The organism is Morganella morganii H1r, assembly GCF_000633515.1.
GTDB classification, from domain to species: Bacteria; Pseudomonadota; Gammaproteobacteria; order Enterobacterales; family Enterobacteriaceae; genus Morganella; species Morganella morganii_B.
Window position 1 is genome coordinate 1 of record NZ_AYMP01000035.1, and the last position, 26,390, is coordinate 26,390.

General features: G+C 52.2%; 22 protein-coding genes, 2 tRNA genes and 1 rRNA gene. 20 read left to right on the forward strand and 5 right to left on the reverse strand.

All coding sequences use genetic code 11. From position 1 onward, the window contains the following. Positions 1-107: 107 nt before the first annotated feature. From rrf to U868_RS0118500, 3 genes are all read left to right on the forward strand, one after another. Positions 108-223: ribosomal RNA gene (gene rrf / locus U868_RS0118490) — 5S ribosomal RNA — on the forward strand. 48 nt (positions 224-271) lie between these two features. After that, positions 272-348, forward strand: a tRNA-Asp gene (locus tag U868_RS0118495). 6 nt (positions 349-354) lie between these two features. Then, positions 355-430 (forward strand) — tRNA-Trp (locus U868_RS0118500). 192 nt (positions 431-622) lie between these two features. Here the strand turns inward: U868_RS0118500 and hdfR are convergent. Next, positions 623-1,435: an HTH-type transcriptional regulator HdfR gene (gene hdfR / locus U868_RS0118505; protein ID WP_025154594.1), complete on the reverse strand. Its 813-nt coding sequence runs from the start codon at positions 1,433-1,435 to the stop codon at positions 623-625. A 118-nt stretch (positions 1,436-1,553) separates the two neighbouring features. Between hdfR and U868_RS0118510 the strand changes: the two genes are divergently transcribed. Next, positions 1,554-1,892, forward strand: coding sequence for a DUF413 domain-containing protein (locus U868_RS0118510; RefSeq protein ID WP_004234373.1), 339 nt, complete (start codon positions 1,554-1,556; stop codon positions 1,890-1,892). A 50-nt stretch (positions 1,893-1,942) separates the two neighbouring features. Here the strand turns inward: U868_RS0118510 and U868_RS0118515 are convergent, their stop codons facing one another. After that, the gene (locus tag U868_RS0118515) at positions 1,943-3,475 is read right to left on the reverse strand and encodes a YifB family Mg chelatase-like AAA ATPase (protein ID WP_025154595.1); all 1,533 of its coding nucleotides are present in this window, start codon (positions 3,473-3,475) and stop codon (positions 1,943-1,945) included. Positions 3,476-3,964: 489 nt separating this feature from the next. Here U868_RS0118515 and ilvL point away from each other — a divergent pair, with 489 nt between their 5' ends. The 6 genes from ilvL (at position 3,965) to ilvA (ending at position 10,518) form a co-directional block, all read left to right on the forward strand. Beyond that, positions 3,965-4,063 carry an ilv operon leader peptide gene (gene ilvL / locus U868_RS25115; RefSeq protein ID WP_079549161.1) on the forward strand — a complete coding sequence of 33 codons (99 nt, stop codon included), beginning with the start codon at positions 3,965-3,967 and terminating at the stop codon, positions 4,061-4,063. Between the two features lie 109 nt (positions 4,064-4,172). After that, positions 4,173-5,819: an acetolactate synthase 2 catalytic subunit gene (ilvG, locus tag U868_RS0118520; protein WP_025154596.1), complete on the forward strand. Its 1,647-nt coding sequence runs from the start codon at positions 4,173-4,175 to the stop codon at positions 5,817-5,819. Further along, positions 5,816-6,094 (forward strand): acetolactate synthase 2 small subunit, encoded by a 279-nt coding sequence (ilvM, locus tag U868_RS0118525; RefSeq protein ID WP_025154597.1) that lies wholly within the window; start codon positions 5,816-5,818, stop codon positions 6,092-6,094. The genes ilvG and ilvM overlap by 4 nt, the downstream gene beginning before the upstream one ends. A gap of 12 nt (positions 6,095-6,106) precedes the next feature. After that, entirely contained in the window at positions 6,107-7,033 is a 927-nt protein-coding gene (locus tag U868_RS0118530) for a branched-chain amino acid transaminase (RefSeq protein WP_025154598.1), read from the forward strand. A gap of 63 nt (positions 7,034-7,096) precedes the next feature. Next, positions 7,097-8,947 (forward strand): dihydroxy-acid dehydratase, encoded by a 1,851-nt coding sequence (ilvD, locus tag U868_RS0118535; RefSeq protein ID WP_025154599.1) that lies wholly within the window; start codon positions 7,097-7,099, stop codon positions 8,945-8,947. Between the two features lie 2 nt (positions 8,948-8,949). After that, positions 8,950-10,518: a threonine ammonia-lyase, biosynthetic gene (ilvA, locus tag U868_RS0118540; RefSeq protein ID WP_025154600.1), complete on the forward strand. Its 1,569-nt coding sequence runs from the start codon at positions 8,950-8,952 to the stop codon at positions 10,516-10,518. Here ilvA and ilvY read toward each other — a convergent pair. Then, positions 10,495-11,391 (reverse strand): HTH-type transcriptional activator IlvY, encoded by an 897-nt coding sequence (ilvY, locus tag U868_RS0118545; protein WP_025154601.1) that lies wholly within the window; start codon positions 11,389-11,391, stop codon positions 10,495-10,497. The two genes, ilvA and ilvY, sit on opposite strands and share 24 nt — an antisense overlap. 194 nt (positions 11,392-11,585) lie before the next feature. Between ilvY and ilvC the strand changes: the two genes are divergently transcribed. From ilvC to U868_RS0118560, 3 genes are all read left to right on the forward strand, one after another. Beyond that, on the forward strand, positions 11,586-13,061 hold the full coding sequence (gene ilvC, locus U868_RS0118550; RefSeq protein WP_025154602.1) for a ketol-acid reductoisomerase: 1,476 nt from the start codon (positions 11,586-11,588) through the stop codon (positions 13,059-13,061). A 144-nt stretch (positions 13,062-13,205) separates the two neighbouring features. Then, complete coding sequence (gene rep / locus U868_RS0118555; RefSeq protein WP_025154603.1) at positions 13,206-15,236, forward strand: DNA helicase Rep; 2,031 nt, start codon at positions 13,206-13,208, stop codon at positions 15,234-15,236. Next, positions 15,233-15,454, forward strand: a complete 222-nt coding sequence (locus U868_RS0118560; RefSeq protein WP_025154604.1) for a DUF6500 family protein — start codon at positions 15,233-15,235, stop codon at positions 15,452-15,454. The genes rep and U868_RS0118560 overlap by 4 nt, the downstream gene beginning before the upstream one ends. A 17-nt stretch (positions 15,455-15,471) precedes the next feature. Here the strand turns inward: U868_RS0118560 and gppA are convergent, their stop codons facing one another. Then, positions 15,472-16,980 (reverse strand): guanosine-5'-triphosphate,3'-diphosphate diphosphatase, encoded by a 1,509-nt coding sequence (gppA, locus tag U868_RS0118565; protein WP_025154605.1) that lies wholly within the window; start codon positions 16,978-16,980, stop codon positions 15,472-15,474. Between the two features lie 8 nt (positions 16,981-16,988). Then, positions 16,989-18,284, reverse strand: coding sequence for an ATP-dependent RNA helicase RhlB (rhlB, locus tag U868_RS0118570; protein ID WP_025154606.1), 1,296 nt, complete (start codon positions 18,282-18,284; stop codon positions 16,989-16,991). Between the two features lie 119 nt (positions 18,285-18,403). Here rhlB and trxA point away from each other — a divergent pair, with 119 nt between their 5' ends. From trxA to rffG, 7 genes are all read left to right on the forward strand, one after another. Continuing rightward, positions 18,404-18,730, forward strand: a complete 327-nt coding sequence (gene trxA / locus U868_RS0118575; protein ID WP_025154607.1) for a thioredoxin TrxA — start codon at positions 18,404-18,406, stop codon at positions 18,728-18,730. A gap of 472 nt (positions 18,731-19,202) precedes the next feature. After that, the gene (rho, locus tag U868_RS0118580; protein ID WP_004234397.1) at positions 19,203-20,462 is read left to right on the forward strand and encodes a transcription termination factor Rho; all 1,260 of its coding nucleotides are present in this window, start codon (positions 19,203-19,205) and stop codon (positions 20,460-20,462) included. 197 nt (positions 20,463-20,659) lie between these two features. Next, positions 20,660-21,736: a UDP-N-acetylglucosamine--undecaprenyl-phosphate N-acetylglucosaminephosphotransferase gene (wecA, locus tag U868_RS0118585; protein WP_029991336.1), complete on the forward strand. Its 1,077-nt coding sequence runs from the start codon at positions 20,660-20,662 to the stop codon at positions 21,734-21,736. A gap of 28 nt (positions 21,737-21,764) precedes the next feature. Continuing rightward, positions 21,765-22,820: an ECA polysaccharide chain length modulation protein gene (wzzE, locus tag U868_RS0118590; RefSeq protein WP_025154609.1), complete on the forward strand. Its 1,056-nt coding sequence runs from the start codon at positions 21,765-21,767 to the stop codon at positions 22,818-22,820. A gap of 108 nt (positions 22,821-22,928) precedes the next feature. After that, positions 22,929-24,059, forward strand: coding sequence for a non-hydrolyzing UDP-N-acetylglucosamine 2-epimerase (gene wecB, locus U868_RS0118595; RefSeq protein WP_025154610.1), 1,131 nt, complete (start codon positions 22,929-22,931; stop codon positions 24,057-24,059). Then, the gene (gene wecC / locus U868_RS0118600; RefSeq protein ID WP_025154611.1) at positions 24,056-25,318 is read left to right on the forward strand and encodes a UDP-N-acetyl-D-mannosamine dehydrogenase; all 1,263 of its coding nucleotides are present in this window, start codon (positions 24,056-24,058) and stop codon (positions 25,316-25,318) included. The genes wecB and wecC overlap by 4 nt, the downstream gene beginning before the upstream one ends. Next, positions 25,309-26,388, forward strand: a complete 1,080-nt coding sequence (gene rffG, locus U868_RS0118605; RefSeq protein WP_025154612.1) for a dTDP-glucose 4,6-dehydratase — start codon at positions 25,309-25,311, stop codon at positions 26,386-26,388. The genes wecC and rffG overlap by 10 nt, the downstream gene beginning before the upstream one ends. Positions 26,389-26,390: the final 2 nt, after the last annotated feature.

Here is a 26,390-nt window from a genome sequence, read left to right on the forward strand (position 1 = left end):
ACAACACCGAAGGTGTTTTGAGTTGAGAGACGAAGAATTTTTCAGCATAGTGACAGAGCATAAAGCCGGTCATTATGAAAAGCTTGTTTTGGATTGAAATGAATTTGCCTGGCGGCCGTAGCGCGGTGGTCCCACCTGACCCCATGCCGAACTCAGAAGTGAAACGCCGTAGCGCCGATGGTAGTGTGGGGTCTCCCCATGTGAGAGTAGGGAACCGCCAGGTTATTATTAAGTGAGGGTGCAGGATTGCATCAGTCACACAGAGATACGCGGAGCGGTAGTTCAGTTGGTTAGAATACCTGCCTGTCACGCAGGGGGTCGCGGGTTCGAGTCCCGTCCGTTCCGCCAACATTTAGGGGCGTAGTTCAATTGGTAGAGCACCGGTCTCCAAAACCGGGTGTTGGGAGTTCGAGCCTCTCCGCCCCTGCCATTTACTTGATAAGTAATAACTAAAGATCTTTATTTATTAATAGCCCGGTTCGTTATGAACTGGGTTTTTTATTATCTGATTTTTGCCTTCTCAGGTGCTTTATCCTGCCGGATTTCCTTTCTTTTTTGCGGCCACTCCCTTCAATGCAACAGTTACCGAACTACCTATCTTTAAAATCATCAGTAACCGGTGTTATACCGGTATTGCGATTAGTTGCCCGATAAGCCCCTGCTGATCACTGTTTTGCAGCCAGACAGCATACAGAGGCTTTGTAATCAGCTCATCATTCACGGGTTTCAGCTCCGGGAACGTTTTTTTCCAGTGTGCAGGTAAATACGCAACTGATGATGTCACTGACAATAATTGTTTTGCCTGAAAAGCCGATGATGTTGTCAGCACCGGCGATTGGCAGCGGGCGAAAACAGTCTCATGATGCTGCTGAAAATCGGCACTCCATTCCAGACGGATAAGACCCGGAGAATTCTCTGCCGTCAGTGGCTGTATGCTGAACAGCTGAAGTGTGATTTCACCGATAATCTCACTTTTCAGTTCATCCATTTTAGGCTGCTCAGTAGAGATCAGTAAATCCAGTTCGCGTGCATGTAATTGTTTTACCAGAGATTGACGGGATGCAATTCTGGTCTCAAGGCGCAGATCTGCGTGTGACTGGTAGGTCCGTCCGAGCCAGGGGGTCAGACAAGCTTCCCACAATGATGCAGTCGCTCCGATGGAAAGCGGGTTGTGTACAGAGGCATGATTAATTTCCTGTTTTGCCAGTTGCCAGGTATTGATCAACGCTTCAGCATAAGGCACTAACCGCTCGCCTGCTGCGGTCAGGCGGATATTATTCCGGTGGCGGGTAAAAAGATTTGCCCCGAGATTTGTCTCTAACTGTCTGATCCTAAAGCTGACTGCAGACTGTGTAAGGTATAGGGATTCAGCCGCACGCCCGAAGTGACGGGTTTTACTGACCTCCAGAAAGGTTTTCAGTAATTCTGTATCCACTGGTATCTCCAAAAATTTTTGTCGTTAAGATTTAAATATTTTGTTTTACAGAATCCTAATGCTATCTAATACTCCGCGCCATAAAGAGTATGTCAGTAGAGAATTAGGAGTGTGTCAGATGGCAGAAAGCTTTATCACGACTAATCGTTTTTTTGATAATAAACATTATCCTCGTGGTTTTTCACGCCATGGTCATTTCACCATAAAAGAAGCTCAGTTACTTGAGCGCCATGGTTTTGCTTTCAACGAACTGGATATGGGTAAACGCGCCCCCCAGACGGATGAAGAAAAACAGTTTGTTTCTGTATGCCGTGGTGAACGTATGCCGGAAACAGCAGAAGAAAAAGTGTGGATTAAATATCTGGAGCGTATTCGCAAACCAAAACGCTTCCACACGCTGTCCGGTGGTAAACCTCAGATCGATCCGTCGGAAGACTATACCGACACAGATGATTAATATCATCAGAAATAATAAGTTAAAAGGGGCATTCGTGCCCCTTTCTCTTTTTAAGAGACCGCCTGCTGCAGTTTATGGATTAATCTGTCCATTACCCGGTAACTGAGTGCTTCCAGTATATCTTTTCGTGACACAGGTACTCCTTCATCCCGCAGGTCGGCAATAGTTCTGCTGACGCGCAATATACGGTGCCATGCCCGCACAGACAGATTAAGTTGCGTCAGTGCATCCTCAAGAAAACGGGCATCCTGTGCTGATAGTGCACACACCTCCTCAGTTTCTTTGCCTGACAGTCCCGCATTCAGTTTTCCCTGCCCGTTACGGCGGTATTGTTGTTTGCGTGCGGATTTCACCCGTGCTTTTACCTGCTCATGAACCGGCGGATCTTTTTCTGTCCGGCTTAATGTGCCGGGGGGCAGCATCGGCACTTCAATGGATAAATCAAACCGGTCCAGAAACGGTCCTGAGATGCGGGAAAGGTAGCGCAGAAGCTGCTGAGGGCCGCTGCGGTTATGTATGCCCTGATAATGGCCCGTCGGGCTGGGATTCATCGCAGCAATGAGCTGTATACGGGCAGGAAAACACACTTTTGCTTTGGCTCTGGAAATAATAATTTCTCCGGATTCAAGCGGTTCACGCAGGGAATCCAGTGATTTACGGGAGAATTCAGGGAGTTCATCAAGAAACAGGATGCCGTGATGTGCCAGCGATATTTCTCCCGGCAGCGGTATACTGCCGCCACCGGTGAGTGCTGCAGAGGATGCGGTATGATGCGGTGCCCTGAACGGGCGCTGAGGCCATTTATTTGGTTCTGATGAGGTTTGGGTCAGGCTCCGTATTATCGCCACGTCAAGAGCTTCCTGCGCGGTTAACGGCGGGAGCAGAGTTCCCAGCCGGCTGGCCAGCATGGTTTTTCCGGTGCCGGGCGGGCCGAGCAGGAGTAAATTGTGCCCGCCGGCTGCACTGATCTCCAGAACCCGTTTGGCGTGTTGCTGTCCGGTAATATCATCAATACCTGTACCGCTATCATTTTCTGTTTTTCCCGTCAGATGGATGTTTTCATTCAGTTCCTGCTGCTGATGAAAAAAAGCAGCAACCTGCAGTAAATTATCTGCCATCAGTGCCGAACCGGCAGGCAGAATACATAATTCATCATTATGCTGTTTTGATACCACAGCCTGTCTTCCGGACTGACGGGCAGCCAGTACTGCCGGTAATATTCCGCGGCAGAACCGAAGTTCTCCCGAAAGACCCAACTCCCCCGAAAACTCATAATTTTCTGTCAATTTTGCATCTATTTGCTCTGAAGCTGAGAGTATGGCAATAGCGATAGGCAAGTCATATCGCTCGCCTTCTTTGGGCAAATCAGCCGGGGCAAGATTGATAGTGACCCGCTTTGCCGGAAATTCAAATCCGCCGTTGAGCAGGGCACTGCGGACCCGATCTCTGGACTCTTTAACCGCGGTTTCCGGTAATCCCACCAGTGTTAATCCGGGCAGCCCGGCGCTGATATGTGCCTCGACCGTGACCAGCGGCGCTTCTGTCCCGATCATGGCACGGGTATAAACAATGGCAAATGACATCAGGTCATCCTGCAGTTACATAAACGAATTATCATGATGATGATTTTTTGCATCATTTCGCAGTGAAATACCGTTTTTTACAATGTATATCGACAGATTTTATGTATGTTGCATAAAAGTGATTTCTGTTCTGCGTGTTGCATGGAAAAACCGGGTGGCAGGAAATTAATTTCCGGGTTTCAGAATAAAAAATCTGCCACGCTTTTCATCATGCTCCGGGGAATGTTGTTCAGAGGAAAAGTAAGTTGTGCCGGATAATACCCCGTTTTTCCGGTGTTGTTCCGGAAGCGACGATTTTGACAGATAAGGATGTTGCCGGATTATAAAATGGCAGTGAAATGCTTCAATTAAAAAGGCAGTTAACTGAATTATATGGATTTTTATTCTTGTTGTTAAAAAAAAGACAAATAGCCGTTGTCAGGAATTCGATAACATGATAACTCTAAAATAAAGAGACCAACTGAATACGGCAGACAGAAGAATTTATCCATGAATAAGATTGTCCGGGTTATCAGCCTAATTATCGTGAGCGTGGTGGTGATTATTATCCCACCGTGCGGGGCTGCACTCGGATACGAAAATGGCTGATACGAGCCAGGATCTCACGAGAACCCCGCACCGAAAGGCGCGGGGTTTTTTTTAACCTTAAAATTATGATTTTTCACTGAAAAGAAAACGGCAGACTAAGGAGTCACACATGAACGGGGCACAGTGGTTAGTGCAGGCACTACGAACACAGGGCGTTGATACTGTGTTCGGCTACCCGGGCGGAGCGATCATGCCGGTCTATGACGCGCTGTATGACGGTGGTGTGGAGCACGTGCTCTGCCGTCATGAACAGGGGGCGGTTATGGCGGCAATCGGCTATGCACGGGCAGGGCAGAGAACAGGGGTATGTATCGCAACATCAGGGCCGGGGGCAACAAACCTTATCACCGGGCTGGCGGATGCACTGCTTGATTCAGTACCGGTTGTTGCCATCACCGGACAAGTAGGTTCATCACTGATTGGTACGGATGCCTTTCAGGAGATCGATGTGCTGGGGCTGTCTTTGTCATGCACAAAACACAGCTTCCTGGTTGAATCAATTACTGATTTGCCGCGAATTATTACCGAGGCTTTCGCGATTGCCGCAGGCGGGCGTCCGGGGCCGGTACTCATTGATATCCCGAAAGACATTCAATTACAGATTGGTGAATTTACCCCGTACTTTCTGCCGGTAAATGATGCAGAACCGCTGTCACCGGCGGCGCTCTCCCGTGCACGGCAGCTGATGCGGGAAAGCCGGAAACCGGTGTTGTATGCCGGTGGTGGTGTCGGTATGTCAGGCGCAGTTGCACAGCTGCGGACATTTCTGAATGAAACCGGTATGCCGGCAGTGAGCACACTGAAAGGATTAGGTGCGGTATCTCCGGATTATCCTCAGTACCTCGGTATGCTCGGTATGCACGGGGCAAAAGCGGCAAATCTGGCGGTGCAGGAAGCGGATCTGCTGATTGCGGTCGGTGCCCGTTTTGATGACCGGGTGACCGGCAAGCTGAACGCATTTGCCCCGCATGCAAAGGTGATCCATGTGGATATCGACCCTGCCGAGCTGGATAAATTACGGCAGACACATGTGTCGCTTGCCTGTGATGCAAAACAGGCTCTGCCGCTGCTGTCACAACCGCTGTCGTTAGCTGCCTGGCAGCGCCGTGTGCAGGAACTGAAAGCAGAGCACGCCCCTGACTATTCACATACCGGTGACAGTATTTTTGCTCCGCTGCTGTTATCTCAGGTCTCTGCGGCCAAACCGGCAGATTGTGTGGTGACAACGGATGTCGGGCAGCATCAGATGTGGACGGCACAGCATATGACCTTTGACGGCCCGGAGAATTTTCTGACCTCCGGTGGTCTGGGCACAATGGGATTTGGTTTACCGGCCGCGATCGGGGCACAGATTGCCCGCCCGCAGGCAACCGTGCTGTGTGTGTCCGGTGACGGTTCTTTCATGATGAACGTGCAGGAACTGACCACCATCAAACGCAAGCGCCTGCCGGTAAAAATTCTGCTGCTGGATAATCAGCGTCTCGGCATGGTGCGCCAGTGGCAGGAACTGTTTTTCGATAAGCGTTACAGCGAGACGGTGCTGGATGACAATCCTGATTTTGTTGCCCTGGCCCGCTCGTTTGATATCCCGGGACAGCGGGTGACGGAAAAATCCGCGCTGCCGTCCGCAATTGAGACCCTGTTACACCATCAGGGCCCGTATTTATTACATGTCGCCATTCGTGAAGAAGATAACGTCTGGCCATTAGTACCGCCGGGAGCGGGTAACGAACATATGTTGGAGAGCGCATTATGATGCAGCATCAGTTAGCAATTCAGGCACGTTCATGCCCGGAAATCCTGGAACGGGTTCTGCGGGTTGTGCGACACCGCGGATTTAACGTCTGTGCCATGAAAATGGATCTGGCGAAAGGTTCCGAAGGTGATAATGTAAACATTGAGTTAACAGTTTCAAGCCTGCGGCCGCCGGCTCTGCTCTGTACACAGTTAGTTAAGCTGGCGGATGTGGCGGATGTCGAAGTCCTCACACAAAATACACAAAATTATCAACATATTAGCTGTGCAGTATAAAGGAAAATTACAATGACAAAAAAAGCTGATTTTATTTGGTTCAATGATGAGATGGTTCCGTGGGCAGAAGCAAAAGTGCATGTTATGTGTCATGCCATGCATTACGGAACCTCTGTTTTTGAAGGGATCCGCTGTTATGAGTCTCATAAGGGCCCTGTCGTTTTCCGTCATCGCGAGCATATGCAGCGCCTGCATGATTCTGCCAAAATCTATCGTATGCCGGTGGAATATTCCGTTGATGAATTAATGGAAGCCTGCCGCGCCACGCTGCGCAAAAATAACCTCTCAAGTGGTTATATCCGTCCGCTGGTGTTTATCGGTGATGTCGGTATGGGTGTTAATCCGCCGCAGGGTTATAAAACTGATGTCATCATCGCGGCATTCCCGTGGGGTGCTTACCTGGGTGAGGAAGCGCTGGATGCAGGGATTGACGCGATGGTGTCATCCTGGAACCGTGCGGCTCCTAACACCATTCCGACCGCAGCCAAAGCCGGCGGTAACTATCTGTCCTCGTTACTGGTCGGCAGTGAAGCCCGCCGTCACGGCTATCAGGAAGGGATTGCGCTGGATGTTCACGGTTATATCTCCGAAGGGGCGGGTGAGAACCTGTTCGAAGTTAAAAATAACATTATTTTCACGCCACCGTTTACCTCTTCCGCATTGCCGGGGATTACCCGTGATGCGATTCTGACCCTGGCAAAAGAGCTGGGTTATGAAATCCGTGAGCAGACGCTATCCCGCGAATCACTCTATCTGGCTGATGAAGTCTTTATGACCGGTACCGCAGCAGAAGTTACGCCGGTACGCAGTGTTGACGGCATTCAGGTGGGTATCGGCCGCTGCGGCCCGGTCACCAAAGATATCCAGCAGGCATTCTTCGGTCTGTTCACCGGGAAAACAGAAGACAAATGGGGCTGGTTGGATCCGGTAAATCCATAATAACGAAACAGATTTACAGGCGGGTCGTTCCCCGCCTGATTTTTGCAAACACGGGAGATTACAATGCCTCAGTACCGTTCGGCGACAACAACGCATGGCCGCAATATGGCGGGTGCGCGCGCATTATGGCGTGCGACAGGAATGACAGATGCCGATTTCGGCAAACCGATTATCGCGGTTGTTAACTCATTCACACAATTTGTTCCGGGTCATGTTCACCTGCGGGATCTGGGCAGGCTGGTGGCAGAGGAGATAGAGGCCGCTGGTGGCGTTGCCAAAGAATTCAATACTATTGCCGTGGATGACGGGATCGCTATGGGGCACGGCGGGATGCTGTATTCTCTGCCGTCACGTGAGCTTATTGCCGATTCTGTGGAATACATGGTGAATGCTCACTGTGCGGATGCCATGGTCTGTATCTCCAACTGCGACAAAATCACCCCCGGGATGCTGATGGCATCACTGCGCCTGAATATCCCGGTTATTTTTGTATCCGGCGGCCCGATGGAAGCCGGTAAAACCAAGCTGTCTGATCAGATAATCAAGCTGGATCTGGTGGATGCCATGATCCAGGGGGCGAATCCCGATGTCTCCGACGCCGACAGCGAACAAATCGAACGCTCGGCCTGTCCGACCTGCGGCTCCTGCTCCGGCATGTTTACCGCGAATTCAATGAACTGCCTGACCGAAGCACTGGGTTTATCCCAGCCGGGTAACGGCTCGCTGCTGGCAACCCACGCCGATCGTAAAAATCTGTTCCTCAGTGCCGGACGCCGGATTGTGGAAATCACCAAAAAATATTACGAACAGGATGATATCCGTTTTCTGCCGCGCAATATCGCCACCAAAGCGGCATTTGAGAACGCCATGATTCTGGATATCGCCATGGGCGGTTCAACCAACACCGTTCTGCACCTGCTGGCGGCAGCGCAGGAAGGGGAGGTTGATTTCACCATGGCGGATATTGATCGTCTCTCCCGTGCGGTGCCGCATTTATGCAAAGTTGCGCCGAGTACGCAGAAATACCATATGGAAGATGTGCATCGTGCCGGTGGGGTTATCGGTATTCTGGGTGAACTGGATCGTGCCGGGTTGCTGCACCGGGAAGTCAGCAATGTGCTGGGGATGACCCTGCCGGAATTGCTGGCGGCGTATGATATTACACTGACGAAAGATGCTGCGGTAAAACAGATGTATTCTGCCGGGCCTGCCGGTATCCGCACAACAAAAGCCTTCTCCCAGGATTGCCGCTGGCCGTCCCTTGATGATGACCGCAAAAACGGCTGTATCCGCAGCAAAACCCATGCCTACAGCCAGGATGGCGGGCTGGCGGTATTGTCCGGCAATATTGCCGCAGATGGCTGTATTGTAAAAACCGCCGGGGTGGATGAGGGCAGCTTAACCTTCACCGGTCCGGCAAAAGTCTATGAAAGCCAGGATGATGCGGTAAAAGCGATTCTGGGCGGCGAGGTTGTTGCCGGGGATGTGGTGGTGATCCGCTACGAAGGGCCGAAAGGCGGGCCGGGGATGCAGGAGATGCTGTATCCGACCACCTATCTGAAATCAATGGGTCTGGGAAAAAGTTGTGCGCTTATTACTGACGGACGTTTCTCCGGCGGTACTTCCGGGTTATCTATCGGCCACGTTTCGCCGGAAGCGGCCAACGGCGGGCTGATCGGGCTGGTTCAGACCGGGGATACTATCGCCATTGATATTCCGTCACGGCAGATTTCACTGAAAGTGGATGAGCAGACTCTGGCAGCACGCCGGGCGGCGGAAGAAGCAAGAGGTGAAAAAGCCTGGTCACCGCAGAACCGCGAACGTCAGGTCTCTTTTGCGCTGCGTGCATATGCGTTGCTGGCGACCAGTGCCGATAAAGGTGCGGTGCGGGATAAAAGTAAACTCGGGGGTTAAGGATGACCGCAAAACAACCATTGTCCGCTCAGCCGTCAGCGGCTGAGTATGTGAGAGCCGCCTTCAGCGCTTCCGTTTATGATGTCGCTCAGGTTACGCCGCTGCAACTGATGCCGAAGCTGTCGGCACGGCTCGGCAATACCATTTCAGTGAAACGGGAAGACAGGCAGCCCGTGCACAGTTTTAAGCTGCGCGGCGCGTATGCCATGATTGCGGAGCTGACAGAAGAACAGAAACGGCGGGGCGTGGTGACGGCATCAGCCGGAAACCATGCTCAGGGTGTGGCGTTATCTGCCGGGAAAACCGGGGTGAAAGCCCTGATTGTGATGCCGGTGGCGACTGCGGATATCAAAGTGGATGCGGTTCGCGGGTTCGGCGGCGAAGTGGTTCTCCACGGCGCGAATTTTGATGAGGCAAAAGCACATGCACTGGAGCTGGCTGCTTCCCTCGGTATGACGTTTATTCCGCCGTTTGATCATCCGTCGGTGATCGCCGGTCAGGCCACGATCGCTCTTGAACTGTTACAGCAGAATGCCAGGCTCGACAGAGTCTTTGTACCGGTCGGCGGTGGCGGGCTGGCCGCCGGGGTGGCGGTATTCATCAAACACCTGATGCCGGATATTAAAGTGATTGGTGTCGAGGCGGAAGAGGCGGCCTGTCTGAAAGCGGCGCTGGATGCCGGACATCCGGTCGAATTACCGAAAGTCGGGCTGTTTGCCGAAGGTGTGGCGGTAAAACGGATTGGTGATGAGACCTTCCGTTTGTGTCAGCAGTATCTGGATGATGTCATCACCGTGGACAGTGATGCCATCTGCGCAGCCATGAAAGATCTGTTTGATGATGTACGGGCAGTGGCGGAACCCTCAGGCGCACTGGCACTGGCGGGGATGAAAAAATACATTCAGCAGCACAATATTCAGGGGGAAAACCTGGCGCATGTGCTTTCCGGTGCCAATGTGAATTTCCATGTGCTCCGTTATGTGTCAGAGCGGTGCGAGCTTGGAGAACAGCGTGAAGGCGTGTTCGCAGTGACGATCTCGGAAGAGAAAGGCAGTTTCCTGCGGTTTTGTCAGGCGCTCGGCCCGCGTGTGGTGACAGAGTTTAACTATCGCTACAGCGGTTCAGATGAGGCTTCTGTGTTTGTCAGTGTCCGTGCCGATGAGGGCCCGGGCGCACGGCAGACGATTCTGGATGGTCTTACCGCTGCCGGGTTCAGTGCGACAGATTTGTCGGATGATGAAATGGCGAAACTGCATGTCCGCTACATGGTGGGTGGCCGTCCGTCAGCACCGTTGCAGGAGCGGCTGTTCAGTTTTGAATTCCCGGAAGCGCCCGGCGCACTGCTGAAATTCCTGGAAACACTTGGTACTCACTGGAATATCACCCTGTTCCATTACCGCAGTCACGGCACGGATTATGGCCGTGTGCTGGCGGCTTTTGAAATTCAGGAAGGGGATGTGCAGTTTGAGCAGCATCTGAATGCACTCGGCTACGACTTCCGTGATGAAACCGGTAACGCTGCCTTTGCCCGTTTCCTTGCCCCGCAGTTATCCGGGGTGGTGCGGCAGTAGTTGCCAGAAGGCTCTGATCAGCGGCTCATGCAGCCGCTTGTTCAGTGTGCAGACACCCAGCTCAAACGGCGCAACCATCGAAATATTATCGAGTTGCAGTATCCGGCTGCGGATTGCGTCCGGGCTGTTCTCCACCACCACATTCGGGATCAGTGCGATACCGCAGCCCAGTGCCACCATCGACACAATCGCTTCATGGCCGGATACCGTGGCATAAATCTGCGGATCCTGAATCCGGTGAGTTTTAAACCATAAATCAATCCGTTTACGTGACGGGCCATGCTCCGGAATGATAAACGGGATATTTTCCCAGTCGGGCACCGGCTGTACCGCCTGTTGTCTGACGGGGCATGGCAGCGCGGGCGCTATCAGTGACAGCGGGATTTCGCCTATCTGGTGAAAGCGGACATTATCCGGCAGCTTTTCCGGCTTACCGGCGATACCGAGATCGGCTTCCTGTGACTGCACTTTCTCCACCGCATCCGCCGCGTCCCCGGTGGTCAGCTTGATTTCCACCTGCGGATGTTCTGCCCGGAACTGATCCAGAATCTGCGGCAGATGGCTGTATGCGGCGGTGACGGAACAGAACAGATGTAATTCACCGGTCAGTGACGGGCTCTGGTGATTAAGGGCATGTTGCAGCTGCTGGTATTGCAGCACTGTTTCCCGGGCAAATTTTTTCAGTTGCTCACCGGCGGCTGTCAGCTGAACAGTGCGGTTATCCCGCAGAAACAGCGGATGCCCGAGGGATTCTTCCAGGCGCTGGATCTGCCGTGAGAGTGTCGACGGGCTGATATACATGGCAGCAGCGGTTTTGCCGAAGTGGCAACTTTCCGCAAGATGTAAAAACAGTCTGAGTTCCCGGATATCCATCACAACCTCTCAGGGGATTATGTTTTAGTCGGTACGTTGCATAAATTGCATCACTATCTTGTGAATATATCAATTTAAGCAATGAAAATCATGACATATAGTCATTATAAATAAAGGGTGTTTATCACACCGGAAAACAATCAATCAGTGCTGCGAAGACAGCAATCTGAGCAAACACAATACACGGAGTCACCATGGCGAATTATTTTAATACACTGAATTTGCGCCAGCAGCTGGCGCAGTTAGGCAAATGCCGGTTTATGGCACGCGAAGAATTTGCGGATGAGGCAGGGTATCTCAAAGGCAAAAAAGTGGTGATTGTCGGCTGTGGTGCACAGGGGCTGAACCAGGGACTGAATATGCGCGATTCCGGACTGGATATCGCCTATGCATTGCGTCAGGAAGCTATCGATGAGAAGCGCACCTCATGGCGTCGTGCCACCGAAAACGGTTTTACCGTCGGCACATATGAAGAACTGATCCCGCAGGCTGACCTCGTAGTTAACCTGACACCGGACAAACAGCACTCTGCGGTGGTTAAAGCGGTTCAGCCGCTGATGAAATCCGGCGCGGCGCTGGGTTATTCACACGGCTTCAATATTGTCGAAGTCGGCGAAACTATCCGCCCTGATATCACCGTTGTGATGGTGGCACCGAAATGTCCGGGAACGGAAGTGCGTGAAGAGTACAAACGCGGCTTTGGTGTTCCGACACTGATTGCGGTACATCCGGAAAATGATGCCAAAGGTGAAGGGCTGGCGATTGCCAAAGCCTGGGCTGCGGCAACCGGCGGTCACCGTGCGGGTGTTCTGGAATCATCTTTTGTTGCGGAAGTGAAATCTGACCTGATGGGTGAGCAGACTATCCTCTGCGGTATGCTGCAGGCCGGTTCTCTGCTCTGTTATGACAAAATGGTTGCTGACGGCGCAGATCCGGCGTATGCGGGCAAGCTGATCCAGTACGGCTGGGAAACCATTACCGAAGCACTGAAACAGGGCGGGATCACGCTGATGATGGACAGATTGTCCAACCCGGCAAAAGTCCGTGCTTATCAGCTCTCTGAGACCCTGAAAGCACAGATGAAGACCCTGTTTGAAAAACATATGGATGACATCATTTCCGGCCATTTCTCCTCAACGATGATGGCAGACTGGGCAAATGATGATAAAAACCTGCTGACCTGGCGTGAAGAAACCGGTAAAACGGCATTTGAAAATTACCCGGATTCTGAGCAGAAAATCAGTGAGCAGGAATATTTTGACCACGGAGTTGTCATGGTCGCAATGGTGAAAGCCGGTGTTGAGCTGGCATTTGAAACTATGATTGACGCGGGGATCATTGCAGAATCCGCTTATTATGAATCACTGCATGAACTGCCGCTGATCGCCAACACTATTGCCCGTAAGCGTCTGTATGAGATGAATGTGGTTATCTCCGATACCGCAGAATACGGCAACTATCTGTTCTCGTTTGCAGCCGTGCCGTTACTGAAAGACTTTATGGCATCACTGCAGCCGGGCGACCTGGGTAAATCCGGGGCAGACTACGGCACGGATAACGCGCAACTGCGTGATATCAATGAAGCGATTCGCCAGCATCCGATTGAAACTGTTGGTAAAACCCTGCGTGGTTATATGACAGATATGAAACGTATCGCAGTCGGCGGCTGATAACAAAATCGTTTAATGATGAAATGAGACGGCACTTTCGGGTGCCGTTTTCCGTTTTAATGAGCGGCGTCCGGTTACACTTCTGCTGTACCTTTCTGCTACAATTCCCTTCTGTTCCAGTATTGAGTCGAGTTAACAGCGCGTATGAAATTAAATCCCGGCCAGCAGCAGGCCGTTGAGTATGTTCAGGGGCCGTGCCTTGTGCTTGCGGGTGCCGGCTCCGGCAAAACCCGTGTGATCACCAATAAAATTGCCCATCTGATCCGCAATACCGGCTATCAGCCGCGCCAGATTGCGGCGGTGACTTTTACCAATAAAGCCGCGCGGGAAATGAAAGAGCGTGTTGCACAAACCCTTGGGCGCAAAGAGGCCAAAGGGCTGATGATCTCCACATTCCATACACTGGGGCTGGAGATCATCAAGCGGGAATACAAAGCGCTGGGGATGAAAAGTAATTTCTCCCTGTTCGATGATCAGGATCAGCTCGCGCTGCTTAAAGAGCTGACGTTAGATCATCTGGAAGAAGATAAAGAGTTACTGCAACAACTGGTCAGTCAGATCTCGAACTGGAAAAACGCCCTGCTGACGCCGGAACAGGCAAAAGGGCTGGCGCGATCAGAGCGCGAACATACGTTTGCTGAGTGTTACCGCCGTTATGAATTGCACCTGAGCAGCTGTAATGTGCTTGATTTTGATGACCTTATCACCAAACCGACCCTGCTGTTTGCCCGTGATGAACAGGCGCGTGAGCGCTGGCAGCAGCGTATCCGTTATCTGCTGGTGGATGAGTATCAGGATACCAACACCAGTCAGTATCAGCTGGTCAAATTGCTGGTCGGTAAACGCGCGTATTTTACGGTCGTGGGTGATGATGATCAGTCAATTTATTCATGGCGCGGCGCACAACCGAAAAACCTGGTACAGCTGAGTAAAGATTTTCCGGAGCTGCGTGTGATCAAGCTGGAGCAGAATTACCGCTCGTCCGGCTGTATTCTGAATGCGGCGAATATCCTGATCGCCAATAACCCGCATGTATTTGAAAAACAGCTTTTTTCAAACCTCGGGTATGGTGATCCGATGAAAGTGATCACCGCGAATAATGAAGATCATGAAGCGGAGCGGGTGGCCGGGGAGCTGATCGCCCATCATTTTATCAATAAGACCGATTATAAAGATTACGCGATCTTATACCGCGGCAACCATCAGTCGCGGATCTTTGAAAAAATGCTGATGCAAAACCGGATCCCGTACCGGATCTCGGGCGGAACCTCTTTCTTCTCCCGCCCGGAAATTAAAGATTTGCTGGCGTATCTGCGCGTGCTGACCAATCCGGAAGATGACAGTGCTTTCCTGCGCATCGTGAACACGCCGCGCCGGGGAATAGGACCGGCTACTATCCAGAAGTTGGGTGAGTGGGCCAATACGCGGGACAAAAGCCTGTATCAGGCCAGTTTCGACCTCGGGCTGGGGCAGACGCTTTCCGGTCAGGGACTGGCGGCACTGACGAATTTTACCGGCTGGCTGGCCGATGTGGAAAAATTGGTTGAGCGCGAGCCGCTGATCGCGGTGCGTGATTTACTGCATGGCCTGGATTATCAGAGCTGGCTGTTTGAAACGTCTGCCAGCCCGAAAGCCGCTGAGATGCGGATGAAAAACGTCGATCAGCTGTTCAGCTGGATGGCAGAAATGCTGGAAGGCGATGATCTCAACGAGCCGATGACGCTGGCACAGGTGGTTACCCGCTTTACGTTGCGCGACATGATGGAGCGCGGCGAGGAAGCGGAAGAGCTGGATCAGGTGCAACTGATGACACTGCATGCCTCTAAGGGGCTGGAATTTCCGTATGTTTTCCTCGTGGGTATGGAAGAGGGGATTTTGCCGCATCAGTCCAGTATCGATGAGGATAATGTGGATGAAGAGCGGCGTCTGGCTTATGTGGGGATCACCCGTGCGCAGAAATCCCTCTTTTTTACCCTGTGCCGTGAGCGCCGCCAGTACGGCGAGCTGATCCGCCCTGAACCGAGCCGGTTTCTCTATGAACTGCCGCAGGATGATCTGCATTGGGACGACGGCAAAAAAGTGGTGAAAACCGCCGAGGAGAAGCAACAGACCGGGTTGCGCGGTGTGGCCGGGCTGAAGGCGATGCTGGCAAAGAAAAAGGAAGAAAACGGATGAGGGAATCACTCAGAGCAAAAATGATCGCGGTATGTGATGATAAGATACTGAAAAAAGGTGAAAATACAGGTTTATCGTTTTACGCGTTCTTTGCCAATAAAAATGATGATCCCGAATTACTGATGGAAGCCGCTACGTGGTGGATTATGACCAGTAAGTTGGATCACTTTGAAAAAGCTCATAAAATTAAAGCCCTGATAATGTCCGAAAACGAATAATCAGGGCTTATTATCTGTCAGTCGGGGGTGGATGGTTTCTGTTCTTCCAGCATAAGTGACCACTGCACATAACTCTGCCACTGAATTTCCTGCTGTAATGCTTCCGCGCGCAGCGGATGCAATTGCTGCCAGCCGACCGGCAGTGTGATAATCAGCCCTTCCGCAGACGCCCGGATGCGCAGTGACGGCAGTGTGTCATCACGGCGGCGGCTGGCAAAAATAATCGCCAGACGCAGCAGACGACACAGACAACCGGCTTCACGCGGCGTCAGTGCATTTTGCTGGTTGAGAGAATGGATATCTAACGGGCCGCTCTGATTACGCAGCAATACCGCTAACAGGCGGCGCTGTGCCGGTGTGAAACCGGGTAAATCCAGATTACTGACCAGATAACCGGCATGTTCAGGGCCTTTGCGGAAATCAACACTCAGCCCGATTTCATGGATCAGCGAGGCGCTGCTGAGCAGTTCACGACAGCGGATATCCAGCTGCCAGGCAGTTGCCACCTGCTGAAAAAAGTGATCCGCTAACTGGCGGACACGTTTGCCCTGGTCGGCATCTATCTGAAAACGCTTCTGAATATTTTTCAGTGTCCGGGTGCGGATGTCCTGCTCTACCGGCAATTCCAGCATGCCGTAGACCAGCCCTTCACGCAGTGCTCCCCCGGCGAGTGTCATGCTGTCAATGCCGAGCGTTTCAAAAATCGCGATAAGAATAGCCAGCCCGCTCGGGAACACCAGTGCCCGCTCCAGCGTCAGCCCTTCAATTTCCAGCTCTTCCAGTTTGCCGCACTCAATCGCTTTGCGTTTGAGCTGCTGCAGTTTCGGCAGGGTGATTTGTTCATCCATGCCCTGAGCAATCATAATTTCCTGAAGTGCCTGAACGGTGCCGGATGCGCCGACACACACCTGCCAGCCCTGCGCCAGAAGCGCCGGGGCGACCGGGGCGATAATATCGCGGGCAGCCTGTTCGGCACCGGCGAAATTCTCTGTGGTCAGAGAGCGATCAGTAAAATAGCGCTCCAGCCAGGTGACGCAGCCCATCTCAAGGCTGAACAGTTCCGTGGTTTTGGTGCCGCTGCCGGTCACCAGTTCGGTACTGCCGCCGCCGATATCGACCACCAGACGTTTATCCGACCCGCCGGTGGTGTGGGCAACGCCCTGATAAATCAGACGTGCTTCTTCCTCACCCCGGATCACGGTGACCGGATGACCGAGGATCTCCGCCGCTGTTTCCAGAAATTCACCGGCATTTTTAGCCAGGCGCAGGGTCGCTGTTGCCACCACGCGGATTTGGGAATCCGGGATATCCTGCAGGTGTTCGGAAAACAGGCGCAGACACTGCCAGCCGCGGGCCATCGCTGCCGGAGACAGGATATTCTCTTTATCCAGCCCGGCTGCCAGACGAACCTTGCGTTTTATCCGTGACAGTACCTGAATACTGCCCGCGATCTCCCGTACCACCAGCATATGAAAGCTGTTGGAACCCAGATCGATGGCAGCATAAAGCGAAGACGATCTCAGCATGGCGGCCTTCAGCGTTTGGTGCGGTTATTGTTATGACGCGGCCCGTTGCTGTTGCGGCGCGGCATATTGCGGCGGTTCTGACCACCTCCGGTGCGCGGCGGACGGCGGCGGCGCTTCGGTACCGGCAGATCAGCCAGCAGCGCATCGCTGTTGTATTTACTGACAGGAATCGGATGACCGGTATATTCTTCAATCGCAGGCAGATTCAGTGCGTACTCTTCACAGGCCAGGCTGATGGAGTGACCACTTTCCCCGGCACGTCCGGTACGGCCGATACGGTGAACATAGTCTTCACAGTCATCCGGCAGATCATAGTTAAAGACGTGAGTCACTGACGGGATATGCAGACCACGGGCCGCAACATCCGTTGCCACCAGAATATCCAGATTACCGTGAGTGAAATCCTCGAGAATACGCAGACGTTTTTTCTGCGCCACATCGCCGGTCAGCAGGCCGACACGGTGGCCGTCAGCCGCCAGGTGTGCCCAGATATCTTCACAGCGGTGTTTGGTATTGGCGAAAATAATGCAGCGATCCGGCCACTCTTCTTCCAGCAGTGTCTGGAGCAGGCGCATTTTTTCTTCATTGGACGGATAGAATAACTCTTCTTTGATCCGGTGACCGGTACGCTGTTCCGGTTCAATTTCAATATATTCCGGGTTGTTCATCTGCTCAAATGCCAGCTCACGGACACGGTAGGATAGTGTCGCGGAGAACAGCAGGTTCATGCGTTCGGCACATGGCGGCATATGGCGGAACAGCCAGCGGATATCTTTGATAAAGCCGAGGTCGTACATACGGTCTGCTTCATCGAGAACCACAACCTGAATGGCGCTCAGATCAATACGGCCCTGTTTGGCGAAGTCGATTAAGCGCCCGGTGGTGCCGATAATCACATCGACGCCGTCATCCAGCACTTTGATTTGTTTGTCGTAGCCGTCACCGCCGTAAGCCAGGCCGGTTTTCAGCCCGGTAAGCTGTGACAGTGGTTCGGCGTCAGAATGGATCTGTACCGCGAGTTCGCGGGTCGGTGCCATAATCAGCGCACGCGGCTGATTGATTTTGCGGCCTTCCGGTGCAGGATGGGTAAGTAAATGATGAAACGTTGACGTCAGAAATGCCAGCGTCTTTCCTGTTCCTGTTTGTGCCTGTCCTGCAACATCCCGGCCGTTGATCGTCAGGGGAAGTGTCAGCGCCTGAATAGGCGTGCAGTTATAAAAGCCCTTAGAATCAAGCGCTTCTACCACTTTAGTATGCAAGGCGAAGTCAGAAAACTTCTTGTCTGTTAAATGTGTTTTGCTCATATTTAGGTAGAATATCAGTTTAATGTTGCGTTACGGAAGTCTATTCGCTGAAATAGGTAAATCCTATCATTAAATAATGGTAGACTAACCGGGTATCGTACAAATTTTGGAGTGGAACAATGAGCGATAAAATTATTCACCTGACTGATTCCGTTTTCGAACAAAGCGTATTAAAAGCAAACGGCCCTGTGCTCGTTGATTTTTGGGCAGCCTGGTGTGGCCCGTGTAAAATGATTGCCCCTATTCTAGACGAAATCGCCGACGAATATGCAGGGAAAATCACTATCGCAAAACTGAACATTGATGATAACCCGCAGACAGCGCCAAAATACGGCATCCGCGGTATCCCGACATTACTGCTGTTCAAGGACGGCATGGTGAAGGCAACGCAGGTTGGTGCGGTATCCAAAACCCAGCTGAAAACCTTTATCGATAACAATATCTGATAGCCGGTTTCAGCATTTGTCGTTAAGATGTCCTTCGGGAACGTGAATTAATCCTTGTTCACCCGCTGGACGTCTTCTCTGAAGCATGATAAGTTAGCGCCAGCTGATCAGGTATCGCTGAAGCTCCTCAGACAGCATAGCATACTGACAACTCTGTAGTGTCTGAAAGTCTGTTATCTCCGGATACATCAAGGTATCCGATATTCCGGTCCCGGTGTCCGGTTATCCCTCGGAGATAAATCTAATTTGCGGGAATGTCACCCAATTTGTTCTCCCAAATAGGATGTGCATCACATCTTGCCCTGTGCCGGGTGTTCACAGTCAGTCTTGCAGACGATTACCTGGAAATGCAAAAATATTCGTATTAACAGTGAAAATCGGTTTTGTAAAAAATTAACCTGGTAGCGATAACGTTACCGTATTATTCACGTTCATAATTCGAGATACACCCCGAGTCAAAGAACCCACCATTATGAATCTTACCGAATTAAAGAATACGCCGGTATCAGAACTGATTACTCTCGGCGAAAATATGGGGCTGGAAAACCTGGCCCGTATGAGAAAACAGGACATCATCTTCTCTATCCTCAAGCAGCACGCGAAGAGCGGCGAGGATATTTTCGGTGACGGTGTGCTGGAAATATTGCAGGACGGCTTTGGTTTCCTCCGTTCTGCTGACAGTTCATACCTCGCAGGTCCTGATGATATCTACGTTTCTCCCAGCCAAATCCGCCGTTTTAACCTCCGTACCGGTGACACCATTTCAGGTAAAATCCGCCCGCCGAAAGAAGGCGAACGTTATTTTGCCCTGCTGAAAGTTAACGAAGTCAACTTCGACAAACCTGAAAACGCCCGCAGTAAAATCCTGTTTGAAAACTTAACACCGCTGCACGCAAACCGCCGTCTGCGTATGGAGCGTGGTAATGGTTCAACAGAAGATTTAACCGCCCGTGTTCTTGACCTCGCCGCCCCTATCGGCCGTGGTCAGCGTGGTCTGATTGTGGCACCGCCGAAAGCCGGTAAAACCATGTTGCTGCAGAATATTGCGGCTAATATCGCGCATAACTACCCTGACTGTGTGCTGATGGTTCTGCTGATCGACGAACGTCCGGAAGAAGTGACCGAGATGCAGCGTCTGGTTAAAGGTGAAGTTATCGCGTCCACCTTTGATGAACCGGCAGCGCGTCACGTTCAGGTTGCGGAAATGGTTATCGAGAAAGCCAAACGTCTGGTTGAGCATAAAAAAGATGTCATTATCCTGCTCGACTCCATTACCCGTCTGGCCCGTGCCTACAACACCGTGGTTCCTTCCTCCGGTAAAGTCCTGACCGGTGGTGTGGATGCCAACGCCCTGCATCGTCCTAAGCGTTTCTTCGGTGCCGCGCGTAACGTGGAAGAGGGCGGAAGCCTGACTATCATCGCAACGGCACTGGTTGATACCGGGTCGAAGATGGATGAAGTTATCTACGAAGAATTTAAAGGTACAGGTAATATGGAATTACACCTGTCCCGTAAGATCGCAGAAAAACGTGTCTTCCCGGCGATTGATTACAACCGCTCCGGTACACGTAAAGAAGAGCTGCTGACCACTCAGGATGAACTGCAGAAAATGTGGATCCTGCGCAAAATTATCCATCCGATGGGTGAGATTGATGCCATGGAGTTCCTGATTAACAAACTCGCGATGACGAAGACCAACGAAGAGTTCTTCGACTTCATGAAACGCTCGTAGCTTTTCGACGACACTTTATAACTAACGCCGCATGTATTGTGGCGTTTTTTTTTACCGGTTATGCACGGAACGCCCGTTTTACAGGGTATGGTATGTTTCTTGCATGTATTATTTGCCTGGTAATGGCAGGTTCTGTACGGTGATGTCGGCCGGCAGGGATAATAAAAATATCTGAAAGGGTTGTTGTGAATCTCACTATGTTAACTGAACTCCTAATCATATTTGTGTTCGCCACCGCGACGGTCTTTGCTGCCCGTAAGGCCGGCGTCGCTGTCGGTTTGGTGGATAAACCCAATTACCGCAAAAAGCATCAGGGACTGGTCCCGTTAGTCGGCGGAATTTCTATTTTTATCAGTGTCTGCTTTGCTTTCCTCATCAGTGATGAGTTTATTGCGCATAAATTTATATATCTCGGGTGCGCCGGTGCGCTGGTGCTGGTCGGGGCGCTCGATGACCGGTTTGACCTCAGTGTGAAACTGCGGGCCGGTGTTCAGGCGGTGGTTGCTGTCATTATGATGGTGTTTGCCAACCTGAAAATTGACAGCCTGGGTCATGCATTCGGGCCGTGGGAGCTGACTCTCGGGCCGTTCAGCTATGTGCTGACACTGTTTGCGGTATGGGGCGCGGTAAATGCGTTCAATATGGTGGATGGTATCGACGGTCTGCTCGGCGGGCTCTCCTGTGTCTCTTTCGGCGCGCTGGGGATCCTGTTTGCTCTGAGCGGCAACAGCGGTCTGGCATTCTGGTGCTTTACCTTTATCGCCGCCATTCTGCCGTATATCTGCTTTAACCTGGGGCTGTTCGGCCGCCGCTTTAAAGTCTTTATGGGGGATGCGGGCAGTACGCTGATCGGGTTCACCATTATCTGGCTGCTGACATCGGCCTCACAGGGCGGGGAGCCGCATGCGATTAATGCCGTGACCGCATTGTGGGTGATCGCCATTCCGCTGATGGATATGGTGGCCATTATGTACCGCCGTCTGCGTAAAGGGATGAGCCCGTTCTCACCGGATCGCCAGCATATTCATCATCTGATTATGCGTTCCGGGTTTACGTCCCGCGAATCCTTTGTGGTGATAACCCTTGCGGCGGCAGTATTGGCGGCCATCGGTATTACCGGACAGATACTCAGCTTTGTCCCTGAATGGGTAATGCTGGCACTGTTCTTGCTTGCTTTTATTATGTACGGCTACTGCATAAAACGTGCCTGGAAAGTGGCCCGTTTTATCAAACGCCACAGACGCCGTATGCGTCGTAAATCGGTCACACACTAAATTTTTAACCACAGAGGCACATGTTGATATGCGTTCAGAAAATACTCCGGACCCGCAACAAACGCAGTATGACCAGGAATTAGATATCCGTGCGTTATTTATGTCGTTATGGCGCGGAAAATTATGGATTGCCGGGACGGCGGTTGTGTTTGCGCTGGTTGCATTAGGTGCCAGTTATTTTATGCAGCAGAAGTGGAATTCCACGGCGATCACTGACTATCCGACCGTTAATAATTTAGGCGGATATTATTCCCAGCAGCAATTTATGCGCAATCTGGACACGCATCTGAATGCCGCACAGGAATCTTCCGCACTGCTGCCTATCCCGAATGAGGCTTACCAGGAGTTTATTACCCAGGCGGCCTCTTACGATACCCGCCGTGACTTCTGGTTACAGACGGATTACTACAAATCCCGTATGGAAAATGATGCCAAAGCGGATGCGGCACTGCTGGACGAAATGATCAACAACATCACGCTGACCCCGCGTGATGACACGAAAAAACTGGTGAATGATACGCTGACCCTGACAGCGGAATCGGCAGCTGACTCTGCGAAACTGCTGAGTCAGTATGTGGATTTCGCCAATGCGCGTGCGGCTCAGAATCTTAACGATGAGCTGAAAGGTGCCTGGGCGACCCGCACTCAGTCACTGAAAGCACTGGTCAAACGCCAGAAGATGGTGGCGGAATCACTGTATCAGCGTGAAACCGGACAGCTGAAAAATGCTATCGTGGCCGCACAGAAACAGGGGATCAGCCGCAGCCGGACAGATATACCTGCTGACGAACTGCCGTCCTCGCAGCTGTTTTTGTTAGGCACGCCGATGTTACAGGCGCGTCTGGAGACACTGGAAGCCGCAGGACCTGAGTTTGATAAAGATTACGAGCAGAACATTGCCATGCTGTCGACGCTGAATGTCGGCCCGGCGCTGGAAGACAACTTCCGTGCCTACCGCTATCTGCGGACACCGGATGAACCGGTAAAACGTGACAGCCCGCGCCGTGCCTTCATGATGATTATGTGGGGCTTTATCGGCGCCCTGACCGGTGCCGGAGTGGCACTGGTTCGCCGCCGTCCGTAACGGCAGCGGCAGAACAACCGGCCGGGGCGCTGTTCCCGGCCTGTTTTAAGGCGGGTAACCGTCACCGGCCGGAAAGCCGGATATCATATAAAATAAAAGAGACTCTCAGTGAAAGTATTGACTGTATTTGGTACCCGCCCGGAAGCCATTAAAATGGCGCCGCTGGTACATGCGCTGGCAGCGGATCAGGCTTTTGAGGCAAAAGTCTGTGTGACCGCGCAGCATCGTGAAATGCTGGATCAGGTATTACACCTTTTTGAGATCACACCGGATTATGATCTCAATATTATGCGCCCGGGGCAGGATTTAACAGATATTACCTGTCGTATTCTTGAGGGGTTAAAGCCGGTTCTGGCCGACTTTAAACCGGATGTCGTTCTGGTTCACGGCGATACCGCAACCACCATGGCAACCAGCCTGGCGGCGTTTTACCAGCGGATCCCGGTGGGGCATGTGGAAGCCGGTCTGCGCACCGGCAACCTGTACTCACCATGGCCGGAAGAAGCCAACCGCAAAATTGCCGGACACCTGGCGATGTACCATTTCGCGCCGACACAAAATTCACGCGAAAACCTTCTGCATGAAGGTATCCGCGATAATCATATTTTCGTCACCGGCAATACGGTGATCGATGCCCTGCTTGCTGTCCGTGACCGCATCATGCAGGACAAAGCCCTGCTGGCGCAGCTGGATGCACAGTATCCGTTTATCGACAGCAGCAAAAAAATGATTCTGGTTACCGGCCACCGCCGTGAGAGTTTCGGCGGCGGGTTTGAGCGGATTTGTCACGCGCTGGCGGAAATTGCCACGACCCATCCGGAAGTCCAGATTGTCTACCCGGTTCACCTCAACCCGAATGTCAGTGAGCCGGTAAAACGGATCCTGCATGATATCAGCAACATTGTGCTGATCAGTCCGCAGGATTACCTTCCTTTTGTCTACCTTATGAACCATGCTTATATGATCCTGACCGACTCCGGCGGCATTCAGGAAGAAGCACCGTCATTAGGTAAACCGGTTCTGGTGATGCGCGATACCACCGAACGTCCGGAGGCTGTTGACGCCGGGACTGTTCGTCTGGTCGGCACTGAAACCGGCACTATTGTTCGTGAAGTAACGCGATTGCTGACCGATCCGGCGGCTTATCATGAGATGAGCCGTTCACATAACCCTTACGGGGACGGAAAAGCGTGCCAGCGTATTCTTGAAGCATTGAAAAACAATCAGGTGACATTATGAGTTTTGAAACTATTTCTGTTGTCGGTCTGGGTTATATCGGTTTACCAACAGCGGCAGCATTTGCCTCCCGTCAGAAGAATGTGGTTGGTGTGGATGTGAACCAGCATGCGGTTGATACCATTAACCGCGGTGAAATTCATATTGTGGAGCCGGATCTGGGCGCGGTTGTGAAAACCGCGGTGGAAGGCGGTTTCCTGAAAGCGTTCACCAAACCACAACCTGCGGATGCATTCCTGATTGCCGTACCGACACCGTTTAAAGGTGATCACGAGCCGGATCTGGCTTTTGTGCAGTCTGCGGCGGAATCTATCGCGCCGGTACTGAAAAAAGGTGACCTGATTATTCTCGAATCCACCTCGCCGGTCGGTGCGACTGAGCAGATGGCAGAGTGGCTGGCGGCGGCACGTCCTGATCTGACCTTCCCGCAGCAGGTGGGGGAAGAATCGGATATCGATATCGCCTATTGCCCTGAGCGCGTACTGCCGGGCCAGGTGATGATTGAACTGATTAAAAACGACCGTGTGGTCGGCGGGATGACACCAAAATCGTCAAAACGCGCCAGTGAACTCTATAACATCTTCCTGGAAGGTGAGTGTGTCATCACTAATGCGCGCACGGCTGAGATGTGTAAACTGACCGAAAACAGCTTCCGCGATGTGAATATTGCGTTTGCGAATGAATTATCACTGATTTGTGCTGACCAGGGCATTAATGTCTGGGAACTGATCAGCCTGGCAAACCGCCATCCGCGTGTGAATATCCTGCAGCCGGGTCCGGGTGTCGGCGGCCACTGTATCGCGGTTGACCCGTGGTTTATCGTGGCGCAGAACCCGAAACAGGCCCGTCTGATCCACACTGCCCGTCTGGTCAACGACGGCAAACCACTGTGGGTCATTGATCAGGTAAAACAAGCGGTTGCTGATTGCCTGACGGAAACCGGTAAACGTGCCAATGAAGTGACGATTGCCTGCTTTGGCCTGGCATTCAAACCAAATATCGACGATCTGCGTGAAAGCCCTGCGGTTCAGGTTACCAAAATGGTGGCAGAGTGGCATGCAGGGAAAACGCTGGCAGTTGAGCCGAATGTCCATGAACTGCCGGGAAAACTGAAAGGTCTGACAGAGCTGGTCTCCATCGAAAAAGCGATTACTGACGCGGATATTATTCTGCTGCTGGTGGATCATACCCCGTTCAAAGGTATCCCGGGCAGCCAGATCCCGCAGAAATGGATTATCGATACCAAAGGAGTATGGCGTTGAAACGTATTTTAGTGACAGGCGGAGCCGGTTTTATCGGCTCTGCGGTTGTTCGTCATATTATCCGTGATACTGCTGACAGTGTGGTGGTGGTGGATAAACTGACTTACGCCGGTAACCTCGAATCACTGGCACCGGTGGCGGATGACCCGCGCTATGCCTTTGAACAGGTGGATATTTGTGACCGCGCGGCACTTGATCGCGTGTTTGCACAGTATCAGCCGGATGCCGTGATGCATCTGGCGGCGGAAAGTCATGTGGATCGCTCTATCGACGGCCCGGCGGCGTTTATCGAAACCAACATTGTGGGCACTTACACACTGCTGGAAGCCGCGCGCCATTACTGGACGGCACTGGATGCGGAGAAAAAATCCGCATTCCGTTTCCACCATATTTCCACTGATGAAGTTTACGGTGACCTGGAAGGGCCTGACGGCTTTTTCACGGAAACCACACCGTATGCACCGAGCAGCCCGTATTCTGCCTCCAAAGCCTCCAGCGACCATCTGGTTCGCGCCTGGCGGCGGACGTACGGCTTCCCGTCGGTGATCACCAACTGTTCAAATAACTACGGGCCGTACCACTTCCCGGAAAAACTGATCCCGCTGGTGATTCTCAATGCGATTTCCGGCAAACCGCTGCCGGTCTACGGCAAAGGTGAGCAGATCCGCGACTGGCTGTTTGTCGATGACCATGCCCGTGCGTTGTATACCGTGGTAACGCAGGCAACTATCGGTGAAACCTACAATATCGGCGGTCATAACGAGCGCAAAAATATTCAGGTGGTGGAAACTATCTGCGATCTGCTCGAAGAGCTGCATCCGCAGAAACCGGCCGGTGTCGCGCAATACCGCGACCTTATCACCTATGTGACAGACCGCCCGGGCCATGATCTGCGCTATGCGATTGATGCCGATAAAATTGAGCGTGACCTGGGCTGGCGCCCGCAGGAAACGTTTGAGTCCGGTATCCGCAAAACCGTGGAATGGTATCTGAATAATGAAACCTGGTGGCGCCGGGTGCAGGACGGCTCGTATGCCGGACAGCGTCTGGGACTGGGACAGGATAAGTAAGA

Bases quoted from the DNA above. Each gene is read 5' to 3' on its own strand.
- U868_RS0118510 (WP_004234373.1), top strand. From the start codon at position 1,554: ATGGCAGAAAGCTTTATCACGACTAATCGTTTTTTTGATAATAAACAT.
- U868_RS0118515 (WP_025154595.1), bottom strand. From the start codon at position 3,475: ATGTCATTTGCCATTGTTTATACCCGTGCCATGATCGGGACAGAAGCG.
- ilvL (WP_079549161.1), top strand. From the start codon at position 3,965: ATGAATAAGATTGTCCGGGTTATCAGCCTAATTATCGTGAGCGTGGTG.
- ilvG (WP_025154596.1), top strand. From the start codon at position 4,173: ATGAACGGGGCACAGTGGTTAGTGCAGGCACTACGAACACAGGGCGTT.
- ilvM (WP_025154597.1), top strand. From the start codon at position 5,816: ATGATGCAGCATCAGTTAGCAATTCAGGCACGTTCATGCCCGGAAATC.
- U868_RS0118530 (WP_025154598.1), top strand. From the start codon at position 6,107: ATGACAAAAAAAGCTGATTTTATTTGGTTCAATGATGAGATGGTTCCG.
- ilvD (WP_025154599.1), top strand. From the start codon at position 7,097: ATGCCTCAGTACCGTTCGGCGACAACAACGCATGGCCGCAATATGGCG.
- ilvA (WP_025154600.1), top strand. From the start codon at position 8,950: ATGACCGCAAAACAACCATTGTCCGCTCAGCCGTCAGCGGCTGAGTAT.
- ilvY (WP_025154601.1), bottom strand. From the start codon at position 11,391: ATGGATATCCGGGAACTCAGACTGTTTTTACATCTTGCGGAAAGTTGC.
- ilvC (WP_025154602.1), top strand. From the start codon at position 11,586: ATGGCGAATTATTTTAATACACTGAATTTGCGCCAGCAGCTGGCGCAG.
- rep (WP_025154603.1), top strand. From the start codon at position 13,206: ATGAAATTAAATCCCGGCCAGCAGCAGGCCGTTGAGTATGTTCAGGGG.
- U868_RS0118560 (WP_025154604.1), top strand. From the start codon at position 15,233: ATGAGGGAATCACTCAGAGCAAAAATGATCGCGGTATGTGATGATAAG.
- gppA (WP_025154605.1), bottom strand. From the start codon at position 16,980: ATGCTGAGATCGTCTTCGCTTTATGCTGCCATCGATCTGGGTTCCAAC.
- rhlB (WP_025154606.1), bottom strand. From the start codon at position 18,284: ATGAGCAAAACACATTTAACAGACAAGAAGTTTTCTGACTTCGCCTTG.
- trxA (WP_025154607.1), top strand. From the start codon at position 18,404: ATGAGCGATAAAATTATTCACCTGACTGATTCCGTTTTCGAACAAAGC.
- rho (WP_004234397.1), top strand. From the start codon at position 19,203: ATGAATCTTACCGAATTAAAGAATACGCCGGTATCAGAACTGATTACT.
- wecA (WP_029991336.1), top strand. From the start codon at position 20,660: ATGTTAACTGAACTCCTAATCATATTTGTGTTCGCCACCGCGACGGTC.
- wzzE (WP_025154609.1), top strand. From the start codon at position 21,765: ATGCGTTCAGAAAATACTCCGGACCCGCAACAAACGCAGTATGACCAG.
- wecC (WP_025154611.1), top strand. From the start codon at position 24,056: ATGAGTTTTGAAACTATTTCTGTTGTCGGTCTGGGTTATATCGGTTTA.
- rffG (WP_025154612.1), top strand. From the start codon at position 25,309: ATGGCGTTGAAACGTATTTTAGTGACAGGCGGAGCCGGTTTTATCGGC.